This window comes from Pseudoalteromonas sp. TP27 (assembly GCF_056470645.1).
Window position 1 is genome coordinate 66,700 of sequence record NZ_JARDAK010000009.1, and the last position, 23,526, is coordinate 90,225.

A 23,526-nucleotide genomic window follows, 5' to 3' on the forward strand; every position below is an offset into this window, starting at 1 on the left:
ATATTTTAGTTACAATAGTGCCTACGAATACAAAATTAATTTTAAATGAGTTTTTAATGCAATTCCCTGATGATGATAACGGCCAACTTTTAGCCGAAATAGCCGCTGCTGGCATTGATTTAAATAAAATGCACCAAGTCGATTTTTTTATTTTATTTGAACAACAAGCCGATGCTGAAAAATTTGCTAAAGAAATAGTATCTGATGCATTAGTTCAAAATGCCGAGCTTGAAAAATGTAAAGACACTGGCGTTTGGGAAGTGATCACTCAAGTACAAATGGTGCCAGAGCACACCCTTCTAGGCCAAGCAGAGCAATACATTGAAAGCATTGCTAATAGCTTTAATGGCTACGGCGACGGCTGGGGATTAATGGACGGTGAAGAAGAAGCTTAATTATCTTTCGTTTAAAATATCCTGTCAGTTAAGCTTAGCGGCTTAACTGATTTGCCTTTCTAAAGTTACCTTTATAGTCAAATAGCTTATCAGCCACTTTCCAACCATATTTTTTGCTTTTTCGTGCAATAACAAAATCTGGTGGCACTAATTCAAATTGTGCTTTTATTACCTGCTCTGCCGTTTTAAAGTCTATCGGTGCTTGCCCATGACTCACGCGTTTACCAAATTGTTTATTAAATATAAACTGCCCACCACTACTGGCAAGATTATATACCTCATCGCAACTTGCGCCATCTTCATCAAAATACGTTATTTTAATTAAATCATCTTTAAGTTGAGTTACCGATAAACCACTACAACGTAATACGAGTGCGTCTTTTAGGTTTAACGCATTACGCAGTTTATCATCTGGGTCGGCCATTACCGCGCCGCAATCATGGCATTGTCGTGCAGCAATATCGTTTTGGGCACCGCACTGCTCACATTCTTTAAATCTAAAACGATAATCGCACTGCTCGTTATGGCCATCATCATCTTCTAACAGCCCTTTACAGCGCCTGCCAAAGTGCTCTATTACTTTTCCTGCGGAATCAGTTTTACCCCAAAATATATTCGCAAAACCACACCCAGGACAAAGTACCTGCACAGGTTCATTATCACTATCGCCTTTTTTATCGCCCACCTCAGGATGAAATAAATTAAAACCGTTACCAGCATAATCCATTACCAAGCAATCCGTTTTTAATTCAGATAACCTGAGGCCTCGCCCCACAATTTGCTGATACAAACTAACTGATTCTGTAGGCCTTAAAATAGCAATAAAGTCGACATGCGGTGCATCAAACCCTGTAGTTAATACCGAAATATTAACTAAATACTTTAATTGCTTAGCTTTAAATTGTTTAATGATTTTATCGCGCTCAGTGTTTGGCGTATCACCTGTTATAAGCGCACTTTGATGAGCTGGCAAATAGCTTAATATTTCCTGAGCATGCAATACCGTGGCGGCAAAAACCATAACACCTTCACGCTGCTCACTGTATTGAATTACTTGCTGTAATATAGCTTTCGTTGCGCGCTCACTGTTTTTTAAAAGCGCATTCATGTCATCAGTCGTATATTGCCCAAATGCATTACTATCTAAGGACGAAAAATCATAATGGCTAATCGCTGCATCAACTTCGTTTGGCGGCGTTAAGTAATTATGTTTAATCATATACCTGAGCGGCAATTCAAAAATACAACTTTTAAACGGGCTTTCTTTTGTCCCTTTAACAAAGCCATGATAATGGTGATGGTATATCCACCCCATTCCCAATCGATAAGGTGTTGCGGTTAAACCCAATACTTTTAAATGAGGGTTATACTCTTTTAAACTGTTTATTACTTTACCGTATTGGCTTTTTTTATCTCCGTTTACTCTGTGGCATTCGTCAATAATAAGTAACGAATAATGCTCATTTAATTTATTTAAATTACGAGAAAGTGATTGCACACTGGCAAAGGTTACTTGATGGTTTAATGATTTTTCTTTTAAGCCAGCTGAAAATATACTCGCCTCTAAACCAAAACTTTTATATTTTTGCGAATTTTGCTCTACCAACTCTTTAACGTGCGCAAGCACTAATATTTTTTGCTTAGCTATACGGGCAAGTTCAGCAATAACAAGGCTTTTACCTGCACCAGTTGGTAGCACAATAACGGCAGGATCATTACTCTTTCTAAAGTGTAAAACGGTTCGTTCTACGGCTTCTTGCTGGTAAGGTCTTAGTTTATAGCTCATGGGAAAATAATTGGATTTGAATGAGGAGATTTTAGCAAATAATGGCTAGGAGTTTTAAACTTTAATTTTATTTATACCAATTCCATTAAGTATGTGTTCTAAATTTTACGCCGAAAAAATAATTCAGTTCTAGGCGTAAATTGATGTAAATGGTTGTTCCCTTTGCGAAATTTACAACAAAGAAATGGGTTGTTATGGCAAGTAAAATAGATCAGCTATTTATTGGAATTGGTATTGGTATTAATAGAGGGGCAAACAAAAAAGAGAAACCGAAGCTTCTCTTATATTTAGCTTTAGGCTAAAAACTTCTCAAGCTCAACACCTTCAAACGCTTTAGGACGACGGCCACGGCCAGTCCATTCAATAGTTTCACCATTAAGTTCCATGCGGTACTTAGGCTTAACTTTGGTACGTTTGTCAGATGCTCCATCTTGTAAATCTTCTAGCGTAAGTCCTTTTTCTTTTAAAAGATCCAAAACTTCCTGTTTCGCTTTTTGCTGCTGGGTATATTTTGAAATTGCATCATTGATAAGCTGTTGAGCCTTTTCAAGCTCTGTTAATGATGCCGTTTTAATAAAAGATCGGACTTCTTTCATTTATATCTCGCTAAATTATATGATTGGATTTATTTAAATATGCTCTTTAGTATAAATGGAATTTAAAAAATAACTATCAATGAGCATGATCAATTTAATACTTATGATAGATTAAACCAACCAGTAATCGAATACCGGCTATTTTTAGCGAAAGGGGTTACATAAGAAACAGAGTGCGGCAATGTTACGTCAAATAATGCTAATACATTATTGCTAGGTACATATGTTTCAGTTAAATTACCACTTTGCTCATAAAAATGAAGTAGCCCCCCCCAATCAGGGTGCCATTCTGGGGTAAAACCAAACACAAATGCTATCGCTCTTTGCTTTGAAGGTAAAACATCGTTGTGTCGAGTTAAAAAGTTACCCTGTATGTAACGAGTTAATTGAACACTCGCACTTTTTAATTTTTTAACCCCTGTAATTTCACCTATTAAGCTCAATAAAAGTTCACTATTCAGATAGCTATGCAATTTATTTAGAACTATGTTTTCTTCGCGTTTTGTAATTTCATACCGACCATAAAAAAAGCCAATGCCATTGCTCGCGTTCTTATAAATTGTTTGTTGCAAATCTCTCTTATCACTTGGAGTCATCCTCCTTAACTCTTCATCTGAAGATTGAATAAATTGCGAGTTTAGAGAGTAAGCATTTAAGTAATTAACTTCATTTCTAAGGGTATTCGTAATTAAATTTAAAGAATCTTCTTCTAAAATATCATGAATCAAAATTCTATTTTTTAATACATACTCATTACACAACTTGGTAGTATTTAATTCTTTATTTAATTCAAACATTAAAAATCCATAATTAAAAAAGCCACTTAAAAAGTGGCTTTTAAATAAACAATTGATTCTAAATAATTTAGAACTTAACTGTAGCTCTTACATACACAAAGCGATCCATATTAACGTCATACTCTGTAACAGAGAAGTTGTTAGTTGAGATTGCAAAGTCATTATTCTCATATTCCTTCGAAGGCTCTTTAGCAAACAAGTTTTCAACACCTATTGAAAGTTTAGTGTTGTATGCATCCATTGCATAACCAACTGAAATATCATGTACAAAGTAAGATCCAATGTAATCAGCCATGCTTGGGTAATTCTCAGCACCGTAAAGGATATCGTAATTATTTTGTAAACGATCTACATAACGAGTCTGCCAATGAGCATCAAAGTCGCCCATAGACCAATCGACTGCAAATGTACCTTTATATTCAGGGTAACCAGCATCACCAAACTGTATTCCAACTTGGTCATCGCCATCAAACTCGTTCGTCATAACATATGAAATATCTAATGATGTTTTAAAGTTACCATACTGAGTGTCAAATTTGTAAGCCGTATAGAAATCGATACCTTCTACGTTATAAGTACCAGCATTTTGTAAGAAGTCACGAATATCTACAATGTTACCGTTTGAATCACGGTCAATGAAATCGCAAGATGAGCTTTTTTCACCAGTGCTACATTCATTTAGTAAGCGTGAAGAGCCGTAACGGTTGATAGCATTTTCAACTTCAATATCGTAGTAATCGATAGTGAACTCTAAACCTTCAACATAGCTCGGGTTGTAAACAACACCAAACGTTTTAGATTCAGACTCTTCAGGCTTAAGATCTGGTGACGATACATTTGTTTTACGAATTTGTGTATTCGCTTGATTATATCCATCAGGAACGCCAGCACAACCTGGTAGGTTAGGTGTTGCACCGTCTACAGAATTACATGGGTCTGTAAGTGTTGGATAAGAATCAGCATTACCCGCATATAAATTCGAAATTGAAGGAGCACGATAGCCTTCAGCCCAAGTACCACGTAATAGTAAATCGTCTGATGGACGGAATTCCACACCTACTTTAGCCGTAGAGTTGCTACCGTAAGCACTATGATCAGAATAACGAATTGCTGGTGATATTGTAAGTGTCTCAAGAACAGGTATTGAAAGCTCAACATAGGCTTCATCTAAACGGAAACCGCCTTCAGTAGCATCTCTTTGGTTACCAGATGATTCACCTGTAGCCGTAAGAGGATCTGGCGTGTCGTAACCAGTTTCTTCACGACGCTCAAAACCAACAGCCATTCCAACGATACCAGCAGGAAGTTCAAATGCATCACCGGCAAAGTTTAAAGTGTAATCTTTAAGCTCTAACCCAGAACGACCAACACTATCAAATGTAACGAAATCAGTCATTTCGTCAGTAATAGATCCCGCACCACCAAATAAATTTAAAGGTACACATGATGTAGCAGCATTACAATTATCGCCTAAGGCTTGGTTGATGCGTGTCAGATTTAATAAACCTGTAGTTAGTTCATCTTGGCTATTTTTACCATATATATATGAAGCATCCCATACCCAAGATGTATCACCAATATTGCCTTCAAAACCAACCATAGCTCTGTAAGTTGTATCATTTTGTTCGTATATACGGTTACCCGCTTCAATAAAGCGACGTTGCGCTGCATAAGGAGTATAACCATCTACACCTGAGCGAGCTGCGTCACCATATAGAGTTTCACCAAACGGGTTATAAATATTATTTTCATGAATATCTACTTTACTCGCCGATGCCCCAAAAGAAGCACCAATAGTTAAAGGCATTGCCGCAAGTAGTTGAGAAGATTTACGGTTTGTCATCATGAAATCAGAAACAAATCTCACATCATCAGAAATATCGTAAAATGCTTGCACATAAAAACTATTACGCTCTTGTGGAGTTGATAAGTAATTTTCTGAAGCGTAATTGTATACATCTCCATCACGGTCACGGAATGAATCTAAACCAACATTATTGCCAGCGCCATTTGGTACGATATCAAACCCTGCATTTGTCTCACCAGCATTGTTTTCAGTATAACCTTGCGATAATAAATCATTGCGAAGATCAGAAGAAATAGAGCTCGAATCTAGACGCATACGTCCAATACCAGTTGTAGTACTATTACCATTTGAAGATATATCACGGTCTCCAGCCCAAATAGGTTGCTGCGTCACGTGACTAGCATTAAACATCAAGCCACCACGGTCTGAAGTTGCACCAACTGTAATGTCTGCAGAATATTGACGACCATCATTATACTTAGAGTTTTCGCCGCCATATACTGAAAATTCAACGCCTTCAAAGTCTTTGCGTGTAATGATATTTACTACACCAGCAATCGCATCAGAGCCATATATTGCAGAAGCGCCATCTTTAACAACTTCAATACGTTCAATAGATGATGCAGGAATGGTATTTAAGTCAACAGTTGAACCTAATGATGATACCCAACGTTTACCATTAACCAATACTAATAGACGTTCAGCACCTAGATTACGCAAATCCATGTTCGTTGCGCCAGTACCGCCATTATTAAATGCTGTATTTAAAGCTGCGCCTGCTGCTGGAATTTGTTGAAGTATATTACCAATACTTAATTGACCGCTTGCATTTAAGTCTTCGCGGCTAAGAACTAATACAGGGCTTGCACTTTCTAAATCAGTACGTTTGATACGCGAGCCAGTTACTTGGATACGTTCAACCTTCTCAATACTTTCATCTGCAGCCATTGTACTTGCTGAAAAAGCAGCTGTTGATGCTGCACCAAAAGCAATCGCTAAGCGAACAGCTTTTGAAACTTTATTATTTAACATTTGATTCTCCCTAGAATACTATTTTAATTATTTTATTTTTAAAAATAGGTTTGTAATTAATTACAACACCTATCCCGACTTGAATAGTAATCTTAACTCAACCAAAAGGTCAACAGTTAGCTAACCAAATAAATTAATTTATTTACAAAAAAACAAAAAATAAAAGTAGTTATTTATAAAATACAACAAATGTAAATATAACAACAATAGAAATGTGGTCAGAGAGAATTAAGATATGATGATACAAGATGAGGTTTTTTATATAATTATGAATTTCCCTCAAAACTTAAAATCATTATAACAGCCTGTTTAACAAACACATTTATTTAAAATGATAACTAAAATAATTTAAATTGATTAATCTCACTTTCTTTTATATCTTCGTATATTACAGGCTCCACCATTTCAATTAACGGTACAATTTGCTTTTCTAAATAAATTGCATAGTCATAGTTATGAAGGCCTTGATACAGCTCAACTCCGCCTGTTGTGTAAACAAATGTAACAAATTCACCTCTATTAACTGTAAATTCGCTATTTTTTTTCTGATGTTTCTTAACTGCTTTAATATGAGGAGGGATGTTTTTTTTATAATCGATTAAGTTTTGACCTAATCTCTTTTTAAAAATGAGTAAATGATCAAAATCACCTTGGTATAACTTTGCTGTATAGTCTTTAACAAGGTCATTTATATTTAAATTTCCATCAAAAAGACTTGTAAATAAGTCATATTGAAACTGCTGAGCAAGCTTAGTCCAATCACTTCTTACTGTTTCTAGCCCTTTAAATACTAGTTTTGATTCGCTTGGTTTAATTAATTTACCTACGTAGCGCTTTTTAGAGCCAACGAGCTTCCCTCTTATTGTTGGTAAAAAGAAAGGGCTATAAAGAGATTCAAACTCTATTTCTAAATGACTTGTTAAGTTGTGCGTTTGTTTAGTCTCGTTAACCCAATCTGTAGTTATCTTTTTAGCTAAAAACACACCAATTTCATTACACTCATCTGGTGTTAGCTCATCATCCAACTTAATAAACGTAGAATCGGTATCGCCATAAATAACGCTATAACCAAGTTCCTCTATCCACCTTTTAGTTTGTAGCATTATTTCGTGCCCTCTTAACGTAATAGAACTCGATAACCTAGGATCGTAAAACCGACATCCTTTTGAGCCTAGAACGCCATATAAACTATTCATTATTATTTTGATTGCTTGAGAGAGCATTTGATCTTGATTATCTTTGGCAAGCTGTCTTTGAGACGCTAAGCTTTTAACAAGTAGAGGGAGGTGATGCTTGTCTCGCGAGAATACGGCTTCATTAAAACCCTGCACACTATGTTCAGGATTTTGCAGACCTTCTATTAGTCCGAGAGGATCAATGTAAAAAGTTTGCATAATACTGGGGTATAGGCTTTTAAAGTCTAAAACAATGACATTTTTATAAAGGCCAGGAATAGACTCCATGACATAACCGCCAGGGCTTTCAAATGTAAGCCCATGATCGCCCATATTTGGAGCAACATAACCGCTGCGATGCAGTAACGGTAAATACATATTAATAAAAGCAGCAACAGAGCCACCCTTTTTTTCAAGCTCTAACCCCGTAAGCTTTGTTCTTATAATAGAAAAATCGAGTAGCTTTAATTTATCAAAAATTTTATTTACCAAAATACAATCTTGTCGATTATATTTTGCTAAAGAAAGTTTATCTTCGTTAAATTGCCTAATAATTTCCTGCAAACTATTAGCCGTGTCGATTAATTTAGACTCACCCAACACTTGATTTGAAACATTAGCTAACGAAAAGCTCTCAAAGCTATATGTGCCATTTTTTAATGTGTCTATTCCATCAACCACACATCGGCCAGGGATCGATACCCGAGTAAAGTGTCCTTTGCGAACATATAAAGGCTGATTTCCTCTACCCAGTAATAACTTAACCCCGAGTGCTTCAGCTCTTTCATGAATAACAGCAAAGTCGAACTCAATTACATTCCAGCCAATTATTACATCTGGATCGCTAAGCTTAATAAAATGCTCTAACCCCTTTAACAGCTCAGCCTCATCTACACACCAAATAATATCAAACTCTAGGTTGGTAGCCTCTCTATCTGGCTCGCCAATCATTAAAACACAGTCTAAATTACAGCCCACTAATCCAACAGAAAACAAAACCCCACTTTCGTTACATTCAATGTCTAACGAGAGCTTATTAAGAGTTGGGGAATATTCTTCATTCGCTTTTAATTTAGCGTCGGTTATTAATGTATAGCCGTCTTGTTTAAATACATTACCCGTTATCCAAGCTCCACCTTTTATAAAGCGCTCCATTAAATAGCGCTCTATTGGTCGAATATCTTCTTCAAATAATACAACGCCACGTTGCTTTAAAGCTTTAGCAGCAGAATAAAAGTGTTTGAGTGATTTGAAGTAACAGGCCGACATATCTTCTTGCTGAAAGTTTTTTAGCTCAAGACTTTTAATATTAAAGTTAAGTGATTCAGCTACTAATATTTCATTCGCTATTTCAGCATCCTTGCTTTTAATAAAAAACAAGGCACTCTCATTAGCCGACACCGTTTTTATAGGCCCTTGATCACTACAAAACCACGCTTCGTAGCATATGCCGCTTGCAGTATCATAAGCATGAGAGGAAACAATAAAACCGGCTGTTAGGTACACTATTACTAAACCTTATACATATATATGTAAGTTTTTACTTAATTCAAAATGCTTTAAAGCCATATACTCAACCTAAATAAACACTCAGAGACTTTATTTTGCTAAATTAATTTCATCACTTCTTGTAGTTACACTCTTATAACTCTAAAATCCATAGCACTGTAATTATATACATACTTTAGGTAAATCATCCCATGCTTTCTGACTCACTAAAAAAAACAATTAGGCAAGTACACCAGCATGTGGCTAGTAACCTAAACGATTATCGCCCTCGTAGCAGTCAAAACTACCTTGTAGCCGAGATAGCAAAAACGCTTGCTGGCGAATACCATAAAAAGCAGCGCATTTGCGTAATTGAAGCAGGCACCGGTACCGGTAAGTCTCTTGCTTATTGTTTAGGCGCATTACCGCTTGCCTTAGCGCAAAAAAAGAAGCTCGTTATTTCTACCGCAACCGTTGCACTGCAAGAACAATTAATAGCAAAAGAACTCCCATTTTTTAAAAAGCATTCAGGCCTCGACTTTAAGTTTGATTTGGTAAAAGGTCGCCATCGTTATATTTGTGCCCACAAATTACATAATGCTGTAAACGGCGATAGCCAAACACAAATGGACTTTATGCCAACGCTTACTTCACCACTAAGCGCAATGGAAACCAAATGTTTAAATGAGTTATATAACGCTTATGTAAATAAAAAATGGCAAGGCGATAGAGACAGCTGGGCTGACACAGTACCCGATAGAGTGTGGAACTTAATAGCGTGTGATAAACATTCTTGCCAACGCCAAATGAAAGCACACCAAACGTGCCCTTTTCAACTTGCTCGTAACCAGCTTATGCAAATGGATGTACTGGTAATTAATCACTCTTTATTACTTGCCGATTTAGACTTAGGTGGTGGTAAAATTTTACCAGAACCCGACAACACCATTTATGTTATTGATGAAGCGCATCATTTAGCGCACATCACTCGCGACTTTTCATCAGCAGCGGCCACAATTAAAGGCACCATAGAATGGCTTGATAAACTCACCAAATTTAGCGGAAAAATGGCGAAGGTTTTAGTGGGGCAAAGAGCTATTGGGCAAAACTTTAAACTTTGCGACAGTATTAACGATGCAAATAAAGATTTAAAAGTAGTGCGTGATATTCTCGACAATGCCGATTTTGAGTACTCAAAAGACGATACTTATCGCTTTGAACACGGTGAAATTCCAGAATCATTGCACAGTAAAGCAAAAGACATAAGCGAAGCCACGCAAGATGCGCTGCGCTGTTTAAACAAAATGCACGACACCCTTACCCAAGATGTTAGCGATGGCGACATAAAACCTTACGTTGCCGACCCAATACTAGGCGAAAGCGGGCAATACATAAACCGCTTAGAGCAGCTAAACAAACTATGGTTTAGTTATGCTAAAAAAGGTGAAGGTGCTCCGCATGCACGATGGATAAAACGCCTTGAATATAAAAGCCATCACGATCACTTATTAAGCGACTGCCCTATTGAGGTCGGTTACTACCTAAAAGATAAATTATGGCGCGAATGCGCAGGCGCTGTTTTGTGCTCTGCCACATTAAGTGCACTCGGCTCGTTCGATCACTTTGCTTACGAAACAGGGCTTGCTAAAGAAGAAGGCGTTAAATTTATAAAAGTACCTTCTCCTTTTGATTATCCCAAACAAGCCACTTTACGTATTCCGGTATCTAAAGTAGAACCAACCGATAAAGACTTTAGTGATCACCTAGCTAAAACTTTACCAGAGTACCTAAATGATAAAAAAGCGAACCTTGTATTGTTCGCTTCTTACTGGCAAATGGACCATGTAACAAAGTTTCTTAGAACAAAAGGTTTTAACTTATTAGTACAAGGTGAGATGTCGCGAGAAGCTTTACTTAAGTTACACACCAAAAATGTAGACGAAGGCAAAGGCAGTATTTTATTTGGAACACAAAGCCTTTCAGAAGGCCTTGATTTACCTGGAAAATATTTAGAGAACTTAATAATTACTAAAATCCCGTTTGCTGTACCTACTTCGCCTATAGAAGAAGCGCAAGCAGAATTTGTACAAAGCAAAGGTGGTAACCCGTTTTTAATGATTACCGTGCCCGATGCCGCAAAGAAATTGGTACAAAGCTGTGGTAGACTGCTGCGAAAAGAGAGTGATGAAGGCTGTATTACTATTCTCGATAGACGCTTAGTTACTAAGCGATACGGTAAAGCCATGCTCGACACCCTACCACCTTTTAAAAGACAAATAGATTATTAATGTTTGAACTCGCACTCGATCCAACAACCTGGGCTGTTTTATGTGCTGTTGCACTTGCCGCAGGTTTTATAGACGCTATCGCCGGTGGCGGTGGCATGTTAACTGTGCCCGCTTTATTAACTGCTGGCTTACCTCCACATTTAACATTAGGCACCAATAAATTAGCGGCTAGCTTTGGTTCTTTAACAGCCAGTTATACTTATTACAAAAAGAACTTATTTAGTCCGAAATTTTGGGCAGCCTCCGTTATTGCAACCGCAATAGGTGCATTGATAGGGACTGTTATTGTTGACCATTTAAGTATCGACTTTTTAAACAAGCTACTGCCTATTATTATTATTTTAGTTGCCGCTTATAGCTTATTTGGTAATTTAAGTACCACCGAAGGCGATGAACTCCCTAAACTAAACAAAGCGATGAAAATAAAACAATGGCTACAAGGTTTAGCATTAGGCTTTTTTGATGGTTTAGCAGGCCCAGGTACCGGTACTTTTTGGACAGCCTCCAATGGCATGCTTTATAAAATGAACTTGCTACTCAATTGTGGCCTAGCGCGTTCAATGAACTTTGTGTCTAATTTTATATCGCTCATCACCTTTGTAGCACTCGGACATGTAAACTTTTTACTTGGCATAACAATGGGCTTTTTTATTATGCTAGGCGCATGGTTTGGCGCGCATTCGGCAATACGTTTTGGTAGCAAATTTATTCGCCCAGTATTTAATACTATGGTTATACTTTTAGCATTAAAACTAATTTACGAGGCTTACTTTTAATATGCATTCAATGGCTTTAGATAAACTACGCCAACAAGTTGCAACGCTAAAACAACAAGCTGAGCAATTTGATAAAGCTAAACTGTTTTCTAAAAACCGTTATATGCAGGCGCAACCGAGCTTGTTTGACCGCGCAGTTTTTAGTACAAAAAGCATGAACCTAGCCGATTACGTAATAGAAATTGAAGACGAAGTGTCACGATTACCGCCAAGCGAGCATCGTCATGCTTATACCTACGCACTTGAGCGCATTGGCGCACAAGTACAAGCCGTATTTAACGTTATTAAATCAACGCCTATTTGGGTTAAAGAAAACAAAAGCCATTATAAACCTCGCCCTAAGCAAACTGTTTATAAGCACGCTGTACAAAAAATAATGCAATCGTCGCACGAACTTTACGACGAATTAAAACAAAACCATGAGTTTGAACGTCGGTTAGTACTCATGATTGAAGAGCGTAAAATGCAAATGGATAAAGCCTCGCCTGCTAAAGCACAAAAGCTTAACCTTGAAATATTAAGCACACATGCTCGGTTAGGTCGCTGCAGAAAAGCAATTTCTGCCACTGAGGACAAAATACAACAAGTAGAAAAACAACAACTGCGTTAAGGCGCACTTTACTATGCAGCTTTATTATCACCCATTGTATTCAGACCTTATACTGCCAGAACGTCATCGGTTTCCTATTCAAAAATATCAGTTACTTAAAACCGAAATAGAAAGCCTCGGTGTTTTGGCAAATGCTTTTCAAGCACCTAAAAAAGCAACCGCACCTCAACTTGCGCTATGTCATAGCCAACGTTATATAGATGACTTTTTAGCTGGGACTCTTAGCAATAAAGCCATAAAAAAAATGGGCTTCCCTTATTCAAATGAATTGGTAGAGCGCACATTACTATCAGTTGGTGCAAGCATCCAAAGTAGTGAACACGCGCTAAAACATGGTTTTTCGGCTAATTTAAGTGGTGGCTATCATCATGCATACAGTGATTACGGTAGTGGTTTTTGTATTTTTAATGATTTAGCTATTTCCGCCGCACATTTAATAGATACAGAGCAAGCTGACACTGTTTTAATTTTTGATTGCGACGTACATCAAGGCGATGGCACAGCGCAAATCACTCAAAACCATGACCAAATTATTACCTGCTCAATTCATTGTGAACAAAACTTCCCGCGTAATAAACAACAGTCTACTTACGATTTTGCATTACCTGCTAAAACAACAGACACTGAATACCTTGCTACATTAAGGCAAGCACTCGATTTTTGCATGCGTATTCATAACCCTGATATTATTTTGTATAACGCTGGGGCTGATATTTATACTAAAGACGAGTTAGGCTTATTTGATGTGTCACTGGATGGCGTATATAAGCGCGATTTTTTTGTTCTCAGCTTTTGTAAGCAACAGCAAATTCCACTAATGTGCGCCCTAGGCGGAGGTTATCAGCGTAATTTAAGTGAGCTAATTAACGTTCATAAACAACTCTTTAAAGCCGCTATCGATTTATAGCAAGCCTTAGTATAGACTCAGTTAAACGGATTATTTTTTAAAGCGGTGGGAATATGCGATTACACGAAGACATACACAACTATTACGAGAAAATTGTAGTCGAAGAAGTTATAAAACTTAAACTTGACGAAAAATATGATGAAGACGTAATGGCTGACTTTTGCTGTACAGTACTAAACCAACTCCCACCACGATACATTCGCTACGATGTAGATATGGCATTTTATTTACCGCAATCAGAACGCATACATATGGAACAACGCGTGCAAACAGCTATAAATGTTGCCATAAGCCAAATATCAAAAAAGAAAGAGTTAAATGACAAACCCACTTGATCAAGCCCCTACACATATTAAGCTCGCAGTAGATTTAATAATGATTTTAGAGCAACACGATGTTACCCCAGAAGAAGTACTCAAAGCACTTGAAATAGTTAAAAGCGACTTTGAAAAGAAGCTAGAAAAGCTATAACTCTATTCTATTATTTTTATTTCGTGCTCGGTAACGATACCTTCGTGCTTAGTGCAATCAATTTTAACTTCACCAAATGTACGCCTAGGCGAAGTTGAACGACGACAGGTCATATTTTGTGCCTTAACGCCAAATTGCGTTATATACAACGCAACTGTTTCATCTATTAGTTGTTTTTGCTGCGTAGTCGCTGCACTGTAAAATGCATCGTATTGCGCAGACCAATTTTCAACCCCCGCTTCCTTTGCAACACCTAGCCAGCCCATCCCTAGTTTATACCAACTCCAATAAATAGCTGATCTATTTTACTTGCTAAAACAACCCATTTCTTTGTTGTAAATTTCGCAAAGGGAACAACCATTTACATCAATTTACGCCTAGAACTGAATTATTTTTTCGGCGTAAAATTTAGATCACATACTTAATGGAATTGGTATTAGTAGATTGCTCCAAGTATTGGCCTTTCAAAAACATAAACGCCAATGTGTACTGTGCGCTTTTATAGCCTAGCCCAGCAGGCTCTTTTAAATAATTGAAAGCGGCCTCAAACTGCCCTTTTCGATACGCTTTAATACCATTGTATTCATTCTTTTTCATGGTGGTATCACTATAAAGGCTGATTGGGCTAGAATTACATCCAACCAACAAAGTGATAAATACCATAGAAGCTGCAGCTACTGAGAACTTTTTCATTCTTATCCTTAATTTATTATTTCTTGAATTTAGGTTTTTATATGCCAGTTCCGAATATGGCTTACTCTTTTTATAAACCCTGTTATTCTAAAAGCCAATCAGCATAATTAAAATACTATCATGACCTTAGCAAGCTTACTGCGATTATTTTTTCTAGCCGCTATTTGGGGCGCATCATTTTTATTTATGCGAATGGCAGCTAACAGCTTGGGGCCTGCAGTATTAATTGAGTTTAGAGTCAGCTTTGCCGCAGTTACTTTATTTATTGTTGCCTTATACTTAAAGCGCCGTTTAGCCTTTATTGAACACAAAAAACACTTTTTTATTATAGGCGCGTTTAATTCAGCTTTGCCGTTTTTATTTTTTGCCTATGCAGCACAAACTATAAGCGCTTCTACTTTATCAATTTTAAATTCTACAACACCAATATGGGGCGCAGTAGTAGGTATTTTATGGACGAAAACAAAGCCCAATAAAAGTATGGTGCTTGGTTTACTACTTGGCTTAATAGGTGTTGCAATACTTGTTGGCCAAAATCACTTTGTATTAAATAGCCAATCAATCATAGCCATAGTAGCGGCATTAAGCGCTTCACTTTGCTATGCCATTGCATCGCATTACACTAAAAATGCGCCCAAATTGGCTCCATTCGATAACGCTCATGGCTCAATGTGGGCGTCGAGTTTTATGGTATTGCCACTTATTTTATTTATGCCAATACGTGAAGTTCCAACCACCAACGTTATGCTAGGTGTATTAGTACTGGGCGTAGTATGTACCGCGCTTGCATATATATTATTTTTTAAACTTATTGACGATATAGGCCCAACTTCAGCACTCACTGTCACCTTTTTAATTCCATTATTTGGCATATTTTGGGGGCATTTATTTTTAGATGAGCAAATAGGGCCAAATACATTACTAGGCGCACTATTTGTAATTGTAGGCACTATGCTGGTTACTGGTTTTTTACCACGAAAAAGGCACTTAGCTAAAACAAGCTAAGTGCCTTAAATTCGCACTACTTCTTACGTTAAGATTTACTGCTTATTCGCTACTTTGGGATTGCTGAATAAGTAATAACAGCTCTGCAGTGGCGGTTGCATCGGCAAGTGCGCGGTGATGGCTGGTTAAATTTAAATTAAAATGCGATGAGAGATTACCTAGCGAATACGACTTTAAACCTTTAAACGCTTTGCGCGACTCAACCACTGTGCACATTTTTGGCATTTTAAAAAAATGCCCTGCCATCTCGCATTCTTTTTTAATAAAGCCGTAGTCAAAATTAACGTTATGGGCTACAAAAATACTGCCTGCGAGTTTATCTAACAATGGCTGTGCTATTTCGGCAAATACAGGGGCGTTTCGCACCATGCTGTCGCTAATACCAGTTAATGACGTTATAAATCCGGGTATGTGCCGCTGTGGATTTACAAGTGTCGTCCAGGTGTCTATCACTTTGCCATGCTGTACTTTTACAAGGCCAATTTCGGTAATGCGGTTACCGCCTTTTAAGCCGCCTGTGGTTTCTATATCTACTACGCTGTAAATACGGTTTGGATCTACAAACCATTTAACAGCGGCAATGTGTACCTCAAAGCCCACATTTTTTAAGTTATCAATGGTGGTTAATTGGTTGCGCCTAAGTTTGTCGCCCGGTGCTTTTACTTCTTCAAAATGTACTTTGCCATTATTGATAACCATTAAGTCGGGGTAGCCGTCTTTTAGTTGTAAATAATGCTTACTCATATTGGTTAAATGAGTAATTAATGCCTCATGCGGGCTATTTAAAATGAGTGCTTCTAACGGTTGTAGTAGCTCTTTATGCCATCTAAATAAACCATTAGGTTGCTCAAAGTATTGCGCTGCATTTTTACACACTAAATTAAGTAATGCTTGCGACGTTTGGCACTGCGCTAAGCGCTCATTTATTTGTGCTTGCTGCGCCTCATTAAAGTTACCAAGCCTTAATACTTGCGGATAAATATCAAACTCATTGCATGGCGGATAAGGCGACTCCACAAATAATTCGTGCCAAAATACTAAACCAAACAAACTTTGCCAAAGCGTGTTTTCGGTATTAAATACAGCCATACCTTGGCGAGTATAATAATCGTTTACACCCTGCTCTACTTCACCTCGGTACAGTTCATCTATTTCTAGCACGCACTGGGTATCGCTAAGCATGGCACTTAAACGCGACCGTGTTTTTTTATTAAACTTACGCATTAAAAAGTCGTCAGCAAAATACAGTAAATCATCGGTAAGCGGATTTTCGATAATGGCTTCTAGTCGTGCTTTTACCCACTCTTTATTACCAAGCCTGTATTGCTCTCTTATCTGAATTTCTTGTGCTTCGCTATCATCCACGCACCCTTCAAGTAAGCTAAACGCAAGTTCGCTATCAACACCTTTTAATTGCCGATAAAGCCTTACTAATAATTTGTTTTTGAACGCAACAGCTATTGCACCGTGCGCGGCTTGCAGTAAAACCTGCGGCGCTAAAGCAACGTAATCGCTCTCATCGGTTATATTTTTAAATGCTAACCGGTAACGGTTTAATAAATAGTTTGATTGGGCTTCGTCAAGTGTTTCAAAGCGCGACAAACTCTCGCAGTGGCCTTCGCGCGTAGCGGTTAAGCCTAAATCTCGCATTACAAAACGGTTTTGATGATTCACATCTCCACCGCTTAGTTTGCCCGCAAATAAAAACTCAAAATACTCGTAATAATCACTGCGGTTATTAATTACATATTGGCTATAAAGTGGCGCAAGCTCGTGTGGGCATGCTTTAAAAAACTCACGGGCAATATCCACCAGCGCGCCTTTAGCGGCGCTCTTTTTAAAGCTTATTTGCTCGTCGTAATTACTTAGTAACTCAAGCAAAGTAGGTTTGGTTAAATGAGCCAAAAGCTGCGAGTAATGCTGCTCGTTTGGCTCAAATAAAATACCGGCTTTTTTTAGCGTATAAATAGCCTGATGCGGCGAGGTTATTTCTTCATAATTAAGCGATTGCGCTTGCACCAAATAAGGCTTTCGCGAATACACGCGCGCCAACATGCACTGGCTTTGCTCATCAAGCTGGTTAATTTTACTAATAAATTCACTATGTTTAGGCTCAAGCAAATGCATACATTTACTTGTTACAAACTCAATAAGCTCTCTAAAATGCGCTAAATAGTATTTTGCTGGTAATTCTTTTTTCATAATATCGCCACAACTGTATATAAAAACAGTATCTAGCATTTGCGCTTATTATTCAATCTTAAAGTTGTAATCAGTAATGGCTATAGTTGCCATATATAAATAATGTAGAGTCGATAAGCACTGAATTTAAAAAACGACATACTACAAGCCATACAATACAAACAGACCATTGCCATACATTGCAAAGGCGGCACTGACCGCATCGGGTTGGTCGCTGCACTTATTTTAAATTCGGTAGGTTACACAAAAAAAGATGTATACAACCTAGTACAAGGTATTCGCCCTAAAGCACTCACTATAGAACTGCAAAAAGAGTACTTTAATAATGGGTGGCCAAATTAACTATGCCACTACAATATCTACCCATGATAATTTCTATACCTGTACTCCCCACTAAGCACATTTTTAGCAAAGTGCCATAGTGAAGTTGATTATAAGCTTCAAATATGATGAGTCCATATGTCTATAATTAAAGCTGTTGGCAACTATATAGCCAATTCAGTGTTTAGTAGTCAAGCTATAGATATGCATATTTAGGGGGCATCATTTATACACATAAGTGTAATCAATGAAATAGTGCTATCTTTTTTGGAATACTCAAAATGTACTGCGTATTTCTCATTGTCGTATCTGTCAAATCCCCCAGTAGCTTCCAGAATCGTATCTGAAAGTGGATTGCCTGAAGAGGTAGGAGTACCCATAACTGCCCTTACTTCGCTTTTATTTGAGCTAAAGCTTAGGCCATTTTTAATCGGCGAATATTCTTTTATTGCACCTCTTGAATTAGAAGACAGGAAGATAGTAGTGATGCGTTTTTTATTGTCTCCAATAATTTCAAGGCCAATATTTTCGAGAGATACGTAGTACTCGTCTTCATCGTCATCATACCCATATGAAGTAGAGTAAGATGTCAGAAACGATTGCACTTCTTTATCTTCGAAGTTTCGATTTATGAGTTTAAGTAATTCTTTCATAGTCATTCAGCTAACGAACATTTTTACAAAGACAGTCACTTTATTTTATTACCCTGATTTTGCCAATACTTTAATACTAAACTGTGACGTTTTAAAACGTAATTAGATTGCGCCTCAGCTAATGTATTAAAGCACGCAAGCTCTTGTAACCCTCGATTAAATCAAAATGCTCGTAATAATATTCCTGTTTATTAGTTACATACTGACTATATAAAGGGGGCAAAATCATTTGCACAATTTGTGCTTATTATTCAATCTTAAAGTTGTAACTAAAACACGCTGTAGTGATCGTATAAAAGTAAATTTATTAAAAATAAAGGACTTACCATGAGCGCGCACCCGTACGATGTTTTATCACTCAAAAACGGCGCAAATATTATTTTTACGCCTTGCCCTGGCACAAAAACACAAAACCTAGCGGATTCAATTGCTACATTAAAGGCGGCTGGCACTAATATGCTGCTTTCACTTATGCCGCAAAAGGAGCTTGAAAAAAACAACGTAGAAACAATTAATAGTGAGTGCAATAAGCACGATATAACGTGGTTTCATTTACCTATAAATGACGACGAAGCACCAAAACAGCCTTTTACATCAAGCTGGAACACCCACAAAACCAAAATATTACAAGCTATACAACACAAGCAAACCATTGCCATACATTGTAAAGGCGGCACTGGCCGCACAGGGTTGGTCGCTGCACTTATTTTAAATTCGGCAGGTTACACAGAAGAGGAGGTATACAACCTAGTACAAGGCATACGCCCTAAAGCACTGACTATAGAATTACAAAAAGAGTGCTTTGATAACTTTGAGGAGTAAGAAAAAAATTTAGCACTATGAATAGTGCTAAAAATACTTTAATGCTAGTAATGATTTAGCGTTGATGAGCTAACAACCATTAAGCCGCGTTTTCAGCAACTTCTTCAATATTGTCCTTTGCCACACTCTCATAATATTTCTTAGTTAATTCAGATTGTAAGAAATCGTCGTTCAATAGTTTAAGAAATAAGTTTTGAGATTTTTTAGTTTTCAAGTCAAACTGAGAACCATCAGTACTATATTTAAACTTACCTTTTAACGCAGGGTGAGTGTTTGTAAAAGATAAAATTTCAAGATTAGGTATTACTGATAAGACAGGTGATTGGCTGGCCGCTTTAACTAGCTTTCTTGAAAAGGTTATATCATCCAGTCGTGATTCAAATACACCACAATCCATTACTAAATCAGATGATTTAATATTTGCTACTCCCTGAGTCGCGATGTTTTTAATGGCATCATGGAAGCCGAAAAATCTCTCTAATGCCTTAATGTCGAGGATATAATATTTACCATTCAATTTGATAAATTGAAACTTGGGATCAATTTTAAGAATATCTTGATCTAGTTTCTGAAATCTATTTGAGCCTCGCATTTTTGTAAGACTAAAGCCGCTATCTTTTTGTAATAATGTTATTGGGTAGTGGTGTTTATAGATGGCAAGTTGTACGTCTTGGTTACCAATTAAAATAAGCACACCTTCAAGTTGTTTTAATGAGTCATCACTAAATGAAAAAGTATCAAACTTTTCACTTTCAATTATTTTTTTCAAATTCGACAGTTCATCAGGAATATCATCTAAATCATATTCGTATAAGGCATTTTTTCTATCGTCTGCACTTGATATTGGAATCAATGAAAGATCATCATTTAGAAGAATATTATTACTCAATGACTCCGTAAACATCTCTGCTAATTTTGTCTGATCTTCTTCATTAATATCAACAGATTTAACACACATGTCTTCATCGCTATCTAAAAGAAAGAAAAATTCAGCAGAACATCCTTTCGCTGTTATAACCGATGAAATTTCTTCCTTTAAGTTTTCAATAGTCATTCGACTTTCCTCGCAAAATATACTTTGTTATCTAAATCTAATGTTTTTAATTGATCAAGTTCACTTAACCTATCTTTTGTAATTACAACAATATTTTCTTTTATGCCAGTTCTTGTTCTGACCGTCACTTTGTATAGTCTAAAACCTAAAACGGCAAGAGTCGGATTGGCATAAAACTTATCTGTTTTTACATAAATAATACCTATGACAATTAATAAAAAGGCTAAAGCTATCAAATACCTTGTACTTGTCAGGTTAAAACAGATTAAAGGAATTATATAAGTAGTTAGAAATGTAAGGTGCTCGTAATTTAGGTCTTCAATATCTATAATTTCAACGGGTAATTTCTTACTACCCGAAACCCTATAATTAAAGCGAAAATAAAAAATAACCCCGAATAAAACCAACAGCAAAGAAACAACAGGAACTGTGTTCTTTTTAATCACCTCCCAAAATCCAATGAATTGGCAGCTATCTCCAAAGCACATTGGAATATCTACTGTTATCACAATGATTAAAAAAAACAGGAACCAAAGTGACATTATGTATAATTCGAATTTGTCCCAAATTTCACCAAACTTCATATGTTCATCCATGCTTGATTACTGTTACTCTAACAACCTAATCTACAACATTTGTCGTTTTATAAACCGATAATGTCCCTATATTCAATATATTTACATTAACCACCAAGCAACCACATGTAAACCATTACTTAACTTAAAATCAATTTATGTAATTGCAAAAACACACCAAAAGGGTGAGAACAATGATATTGGAAAAACAGGCACTTCCTATACAAAGCATATTATTTATTGAAATTCAGCCTTTGTTATTTAAAAAAACGTTTGCTTAATTTATACCCGCTAAATAGTTATACCTGCAAAAACATATTCAGCCATAGCGCTTTACGATAATATGCTCCTTTATATTTAATTTAGATTTCAGGGCATATAATGACAACGCACACACCGCCTTCCCACTCAGCCAACACAGCTGAAAACACCTCTCTTTTTTACGTAATATTTATATCGGCCGTGGCTGCTATTGGTGGCTTTTTATTTGGTTTTGATTCGGGCGTTATTAACGGCACGGTGTCGGCGCTGGGTAATGCGTTTAACTCAAGCAATGTGGCTACGGGCTTTAACGTAGCGTCTGTGCTACTTGGTTGTGCCTTAGGTGCACTTGCTGCAGGGCCGCTGGCTGATAAGTTTGGCCGCCGTGCAATTATGATTATCACTGCGATTATTTTTGCCATTAGTGCGTTTGGTTCAGGCATTAGCGAAAGCTCTGCGGAGTTTATTTTTTATCGTTTATTTGGTGGTTTAGGGATTGGTGCTGCATCGGTATTAGCGCCTGCTTACATTGCTGAAGTTGCGCCACCAGCCCTTCGTGGTCGTTTGGCGACATTACAACAACTCGCTATTGTACTGGGCTTGTTTGCTGCGTTTTTAAGTAACTATTTAATAGCTGATGCAGCAGGTAGTGCGCAAAATATTTTAATGCTTGATATAGCCGCTTGGCGCTGGATGTTTTGGGCTGAGCTTGTGCCTGCTGTACTGTTTTTAGTCGGTGTGTTGTTTATTCCGGAGTCGCCTCGTTATTTAGTGGCGCAAGGTAAAGTAGATGATGCAAAAGCGGTATTTAGTAAAATATCGAACGATAATGCTGATGCGCAAATAAGCGATGTTAAACGCTCCTTGCATAGCGATACAAAACCAAGTATTCGCGATTTATTTATTGATGGCAGTAAAAAAGTACACCCTATTGTTTGGGTAGGTGTGGCGCTGAGTGTATTTCAGCAATTTGTAGGGATTAACGTAGTGTTTTATTACGGCTCTGAGCTTTGGCAAGCAGCTGGGTTTGATGAGTCGCAATCGTTATTTATAAATGTATTAGCGGGCACTACAAATATTGTATCGACCTTTATTGCCATTGCATTAGTTGACAAAATTGGCCGTAAACCACTGTTGCTAGTGGGCAGTATTGGTATGTTTATTAGTTTAAGCGCACTTACTTATATATTTGGCAGCGCAGGCCTTAATGAAGCAGGCAAACTTGCACTTAGCGATAACATGGGTACGTTTGCACTTATTATGGCTAATTTATTTGTGGTATTTTTTGGTTTAAGTTGGGGCCCTATTGTATGGGTGTTATTAGGCGAAATGTTTAATAACCGTATTCGTGGTGCAGCGCTTGCTGTTGCTGCCAGTGCGCAGTGGATTGCTAACTTTGCAATCACCATGACCTTCCCTATTATGCTTGCCAATATAGGCCTTGCCGGTGCTTATGGCTTTTATGCGTTATCGGCACTTATAAGCATCTTTTTTGTTGTTAAATACATTAAAGAAACGCGCGGTAAAACGCTCGAATCTATGTGATTGTTAAAAGCGGTGATACTAGGGTCTGTTGCTCTTTGCGGATTAAAATTTGTTCAAACTAGGGGCTATTTAATCGCGGCGCGAGGTTTGTAACCTAGTGGGCTCGATAACTGCTCCTGCGTTATTCTACTGGCTTACATCCATGTAAGAATAAGTAAAAACCGAGCAACAAAGAGTAAATAGCCCCTAGGAAGAACCCTTTGGGCAGCGCCTGTTTGGCATTAATGCTACGTTATCGCCCATTTATGGGGAATAACCACACTACAT

Annotated in this window: 21 protein-coding genes and 1 pseudogene; 11 read left to right on the plus strand and 11 right to left on the minus strand. The window is 37.4% G+C overall.

Annotated elements, in window-relative coordinates:
• The first annotated feature begins 56 nt into the window (after nt 1–56).
• Nucleotides 57–395: a ribonuclease E inhibitor RraB gene (locus tag PX700_RS12140; RefSeq protein ID WP_341594019.1), complete on the plus strand. Its 339-nt coding sequence runs from the start codon at nt 57–59 to the stop codon at nt 393–395.
• Between the two features lie 34 nt (nt 396–429).
• On the opposite strand, the gene radD is transcribed toward PX700_RS12140, so the two are convergent.
• From radD to PX700_RS12165, 5 genes are all read right to left on the minus strand, one after another.
• Nucleotides 430–2,181, minus strand: a complete 1,752-nt coding sequence (radD, locus tag PX700_RS12145) for a DNA repair helicase RadD (protein WP_479520836.1) — start codon at nt 2,179–2,181, stop codon at nt 430–432.
• Between the two features lie 293 nt (nt 2,182–2,474).
• Nucleotides 2,475–2,777 (minus strand): H-NS histone family protein, encoded by a 303-nt coding sequence (locus tag PX700_RS12150; protein ID WP_002958250.1) that lies wholly within the window; start codon nt 2,775–2,777, stop codon nt 2,475–2,477.
• A gap of 101 nt (nt 2,778–2,878) precedes the next feature.
• Nucleotides 2,879–3,574 (minus strand): 2OG-Fe(II) oxygenase family protein, encoded by a 696-nt coding sequence (locus PX700_RS12155; protein WP_415638265.1) that lies wholly within the window; start codon nt 3,572–3,574, stop codon nt 2,879–2,881.
• A 67-nt stretch (nt 3,575–3,641) separates the two neighbouring features.
• Nucleotides 3,642–6,413 (minus strand): TonB-dependent receptor plug domain-containing protein, encoded by a 2,772-nt coding sequence (locus tag PX700_RS12160; RefSeq protein WP_479520837.1) that lies wholly within the window; start codon nt 6,411–6,413, stop codon nt 3,642–3,644.
• A gap of 338 nt (nt 6,414–6,751) precedes the next feature.
• The gene (locus PX700_RS12165) at nt 6,752–9,094 is read right to left on the minus strand and encodes a DNA polymerase II (RefSeq protein WP_479520838.1); all 2,343 of its coding nucleotides are present in this window, start codon (nt 9,092–9,094) and stop codon (nt 6,752–6,754) included.
• A gap of 194 nt (nt 9,095–9,288) precedes the next feature.
• On the opposite strand from PX700_RS12165, the gene dinG reads away from it, so the two are divergent.
• From dinG to PX700_RS12195, 6 genes are read left to right on the plus strand one after another with little or no spacing between them, the layout of a single operon-like run.
• Nucleotides 9,289–11,364 (plus strand): ATP-dependent DNA helicase DinG, encoded by a 2,076-nt coding sequence (gene dinG, locus PX700_RS12170; RefSeq protein WP_479520839.1) that lies wholly within the window; start codon nt 9,289–9,291, stop codon nt 11,362–11,364.
• On the plus strand, nt 11,364–12,140 hold the full coding sequence (locus PX700_RS12175; RefSeq protein WP_010553699.1) for a sulfite exporter TauE/SafE family protein: 777 nt from the start codon (nt 11,364–11,366) through the stop codon (nt 12,138–12,140). The genes dinG and PX700_RS12175 overlap by 1 nt, the downstream gene beginning before the upstream one ends.
• Before the next feature lies 1 nt (nt 12,141).
• Nucleotides 12,142–12,750 (plus strand): primosomal replication protein, encoded by a 609-nt coding sequence (locus tag PX700_RS12180; RefSeq protein WP_165740536.1) that lies wholly within the window; start codon nt 12,142–12,144, stop codon nt 12,748–12,750.
• A gap of 13 nt (nt 12,751–12,763) precedes the next feature.
• Nucleotides 12,764–13,657, plus strand: a complete 894-nt coding sequence (locus tag PX700_RS12185; RefSeq protein WP_479520840.1) for a histone deacetylase family protein — start codon at nt 12,764–12,766, stop codon at nt 13,655–13,657.
• A gap of 53 nt (nt 13,658–13,710) precedes the next feature.
• On the plus strand, nt 13,711–13,992 hold the full coding sequence (locus PX700_RS12190; protein ID WP_166420264.1) for a late competence development ComFB family protein: 282 nt from the start codon (nt 13,711–13,713) through the stop codon (nt 13,990–13,992).
• Nucleotides 13,976–14,128, plus strand: coding sequence for a DUF2496 domain-containing protein (locus PX700_RS12195; protein WP_415638258.1), 153 nt, complete (start codon nt 13,976–13,978; stop codon nt 14,126–14,128). Before PX700_RS12190 ends, PX700_RS12195 begins: the two co-directional genes overlap by 17 nt.
• Before the next feature lie 2 nt (nt 14,129–14,130).
• Here PX700_RS12195 and PX700_RS12200 read toward each other — a convergent pair whose 3' ends face one another.
• Together PX700_RS12200 and PX700_RS12205 are read right to left on the minus strand one after the other, a co-directional pair.
• The gene (locus PX700_RS12200; protein ID WP_479520841.1) at nt 14,131–14,394 is read right to left on the minus strand and encodes a hypothetical protein; all 264 of its coding nucleotides are present in this window, start codon (nt 14,392–14,394) and stop codon (nt 14,131–14,133) included.
• 142 nt (nt 14,395–14,536) lie between these two features.
• Entirely contained in the window at nt 14,537–14,821 is a 285-nt protein-coding gene (locus tag PX700_RS12205; RefSeq protein ID WP_479520842.1) for a hypothetical protein, read from the minus strand.
• A gap of 120 nt (nt 14,822–14,941) precedes the next feature.
• On the opposite strand from PX700_RS12205, the gene PX700_RS12210 reads away from it, so the two are divergent.
• Nucleotides 14,942–15,826, plus strand: coding sequence for a DMT family transporter (locus PX700_RS12210; protein ID WP_479520843.1), 885 nt, complete (start codon nt 14,942–14,944; stop codon nt 15,824–15,826).
• A gap of 42 nt (nt 15,827–15,868) precedes the next feature.
• Here PX700_RS12210 and PX700_RS12215 read toward each other — a convergent pair whose 3' ends face one another.
• The gene (locus PX700_RS12215; protein WP_479520844.1) at nt 15,869–18,067 is read right to left on the minus strand and encodes an exonuclease domain-containing protein; all 2,199 of its coding nucleotides are present in this window, start codon (nt 18,065–18,067) and stop codon (nt 15,869–15,871) included.
• A 90-nt stretch (nt 18,068–18,157) separates the two neighbouring features.
• Between PX700_RS12215 and PX700_RS12220 the strand changes: the two are divergent.
• A pseudogene (locus tag PX700_RS12220) lies at nt 18,158–18,370 on the plus strand (tyrosine-protein phosphatase); the annotation flags it as partial.
• 191 nt (nt 18,371–18,561) lie between these two features.
• Here the strand turns inward: PX700_RS12220 and PX700_RS12225 are convergent.
• On the minus strand, nt 18,562–19,002 hold the full coding sequence (locus PX700_RS12225) for a hypothetical protein (RefSeq protein ID WP_415638253.1): 441 nt from the start codon (nt 19,000–19,002) through the stop codon (nt 18,562–18,564).
• A 327-nt stretch (nt 19,003–19,329) separates the two neighbouring features.
• On the opposite strand from PX700_RS12225, the gene PX700_RS12230 reads away from it, so the two are divergent.
• A complete protein-coding gene (locus PX700_RS12230) occupies nt 19,330–19,824 on the plus strand; it encodes a phosphatase domain-containing protein (protein WP_479520845.1) in 495 nt (164 codons plus the stop codon).
• Nucleotides 19,825–19,903: 79 nt separating this feature from the next.
• On the opposite strand, the gene kwaB is transcribed toward PX700_RS12230, so the two are convergent.
• Both kwaB and kwaA read right to left on the minus strand, forming a co-directional pair.
• Nucleotides 19,904–20,878: an anti-phage protein KwaB gene (kwaB, locus tag PX700_RS12235; RefSeq protein ID WP_479520846.1), complete on the minus strand. Its 975-nt coding sequence runs from the start codon at nt 20,876–20,878 to the stop codon at nt 19,904–19,906.
• Nucleotides 20,875–21,462, minus strand: a complete 588-nt coding sequence (kwaA, locus tag PX700_RS12240; RefSeq protein ID WP_415638250.1) for an anti-phage protein KwaA — start codon at nt 21,460–21,462, stop codon at nt 20,875–20,877. Before kwaA ends, kwaB begins: the two co-directional genes overlap by 4 nt.
• Before the next feature lie 372 nt (nt 21,463–21,834).
• Between kwaA and PX700_RS12245 the strand changes: the two genes are divergently transcribed.
• Nucleotides 21,835–23,259 carry a sugar porter family MFS transporter gene (locus tag PX700_RS12245; protein WP_479520847.1) on the plus strand — a complete coding sequence of 475 codons (1,425 nt, stop codon included), beginning with the start codon at nt 21,835–21,837 and terminating at the stop codon, nt 23,257–23,259.
• Nucleotides 23,260–23,526 lie beyond the last annotated feature (267 nt).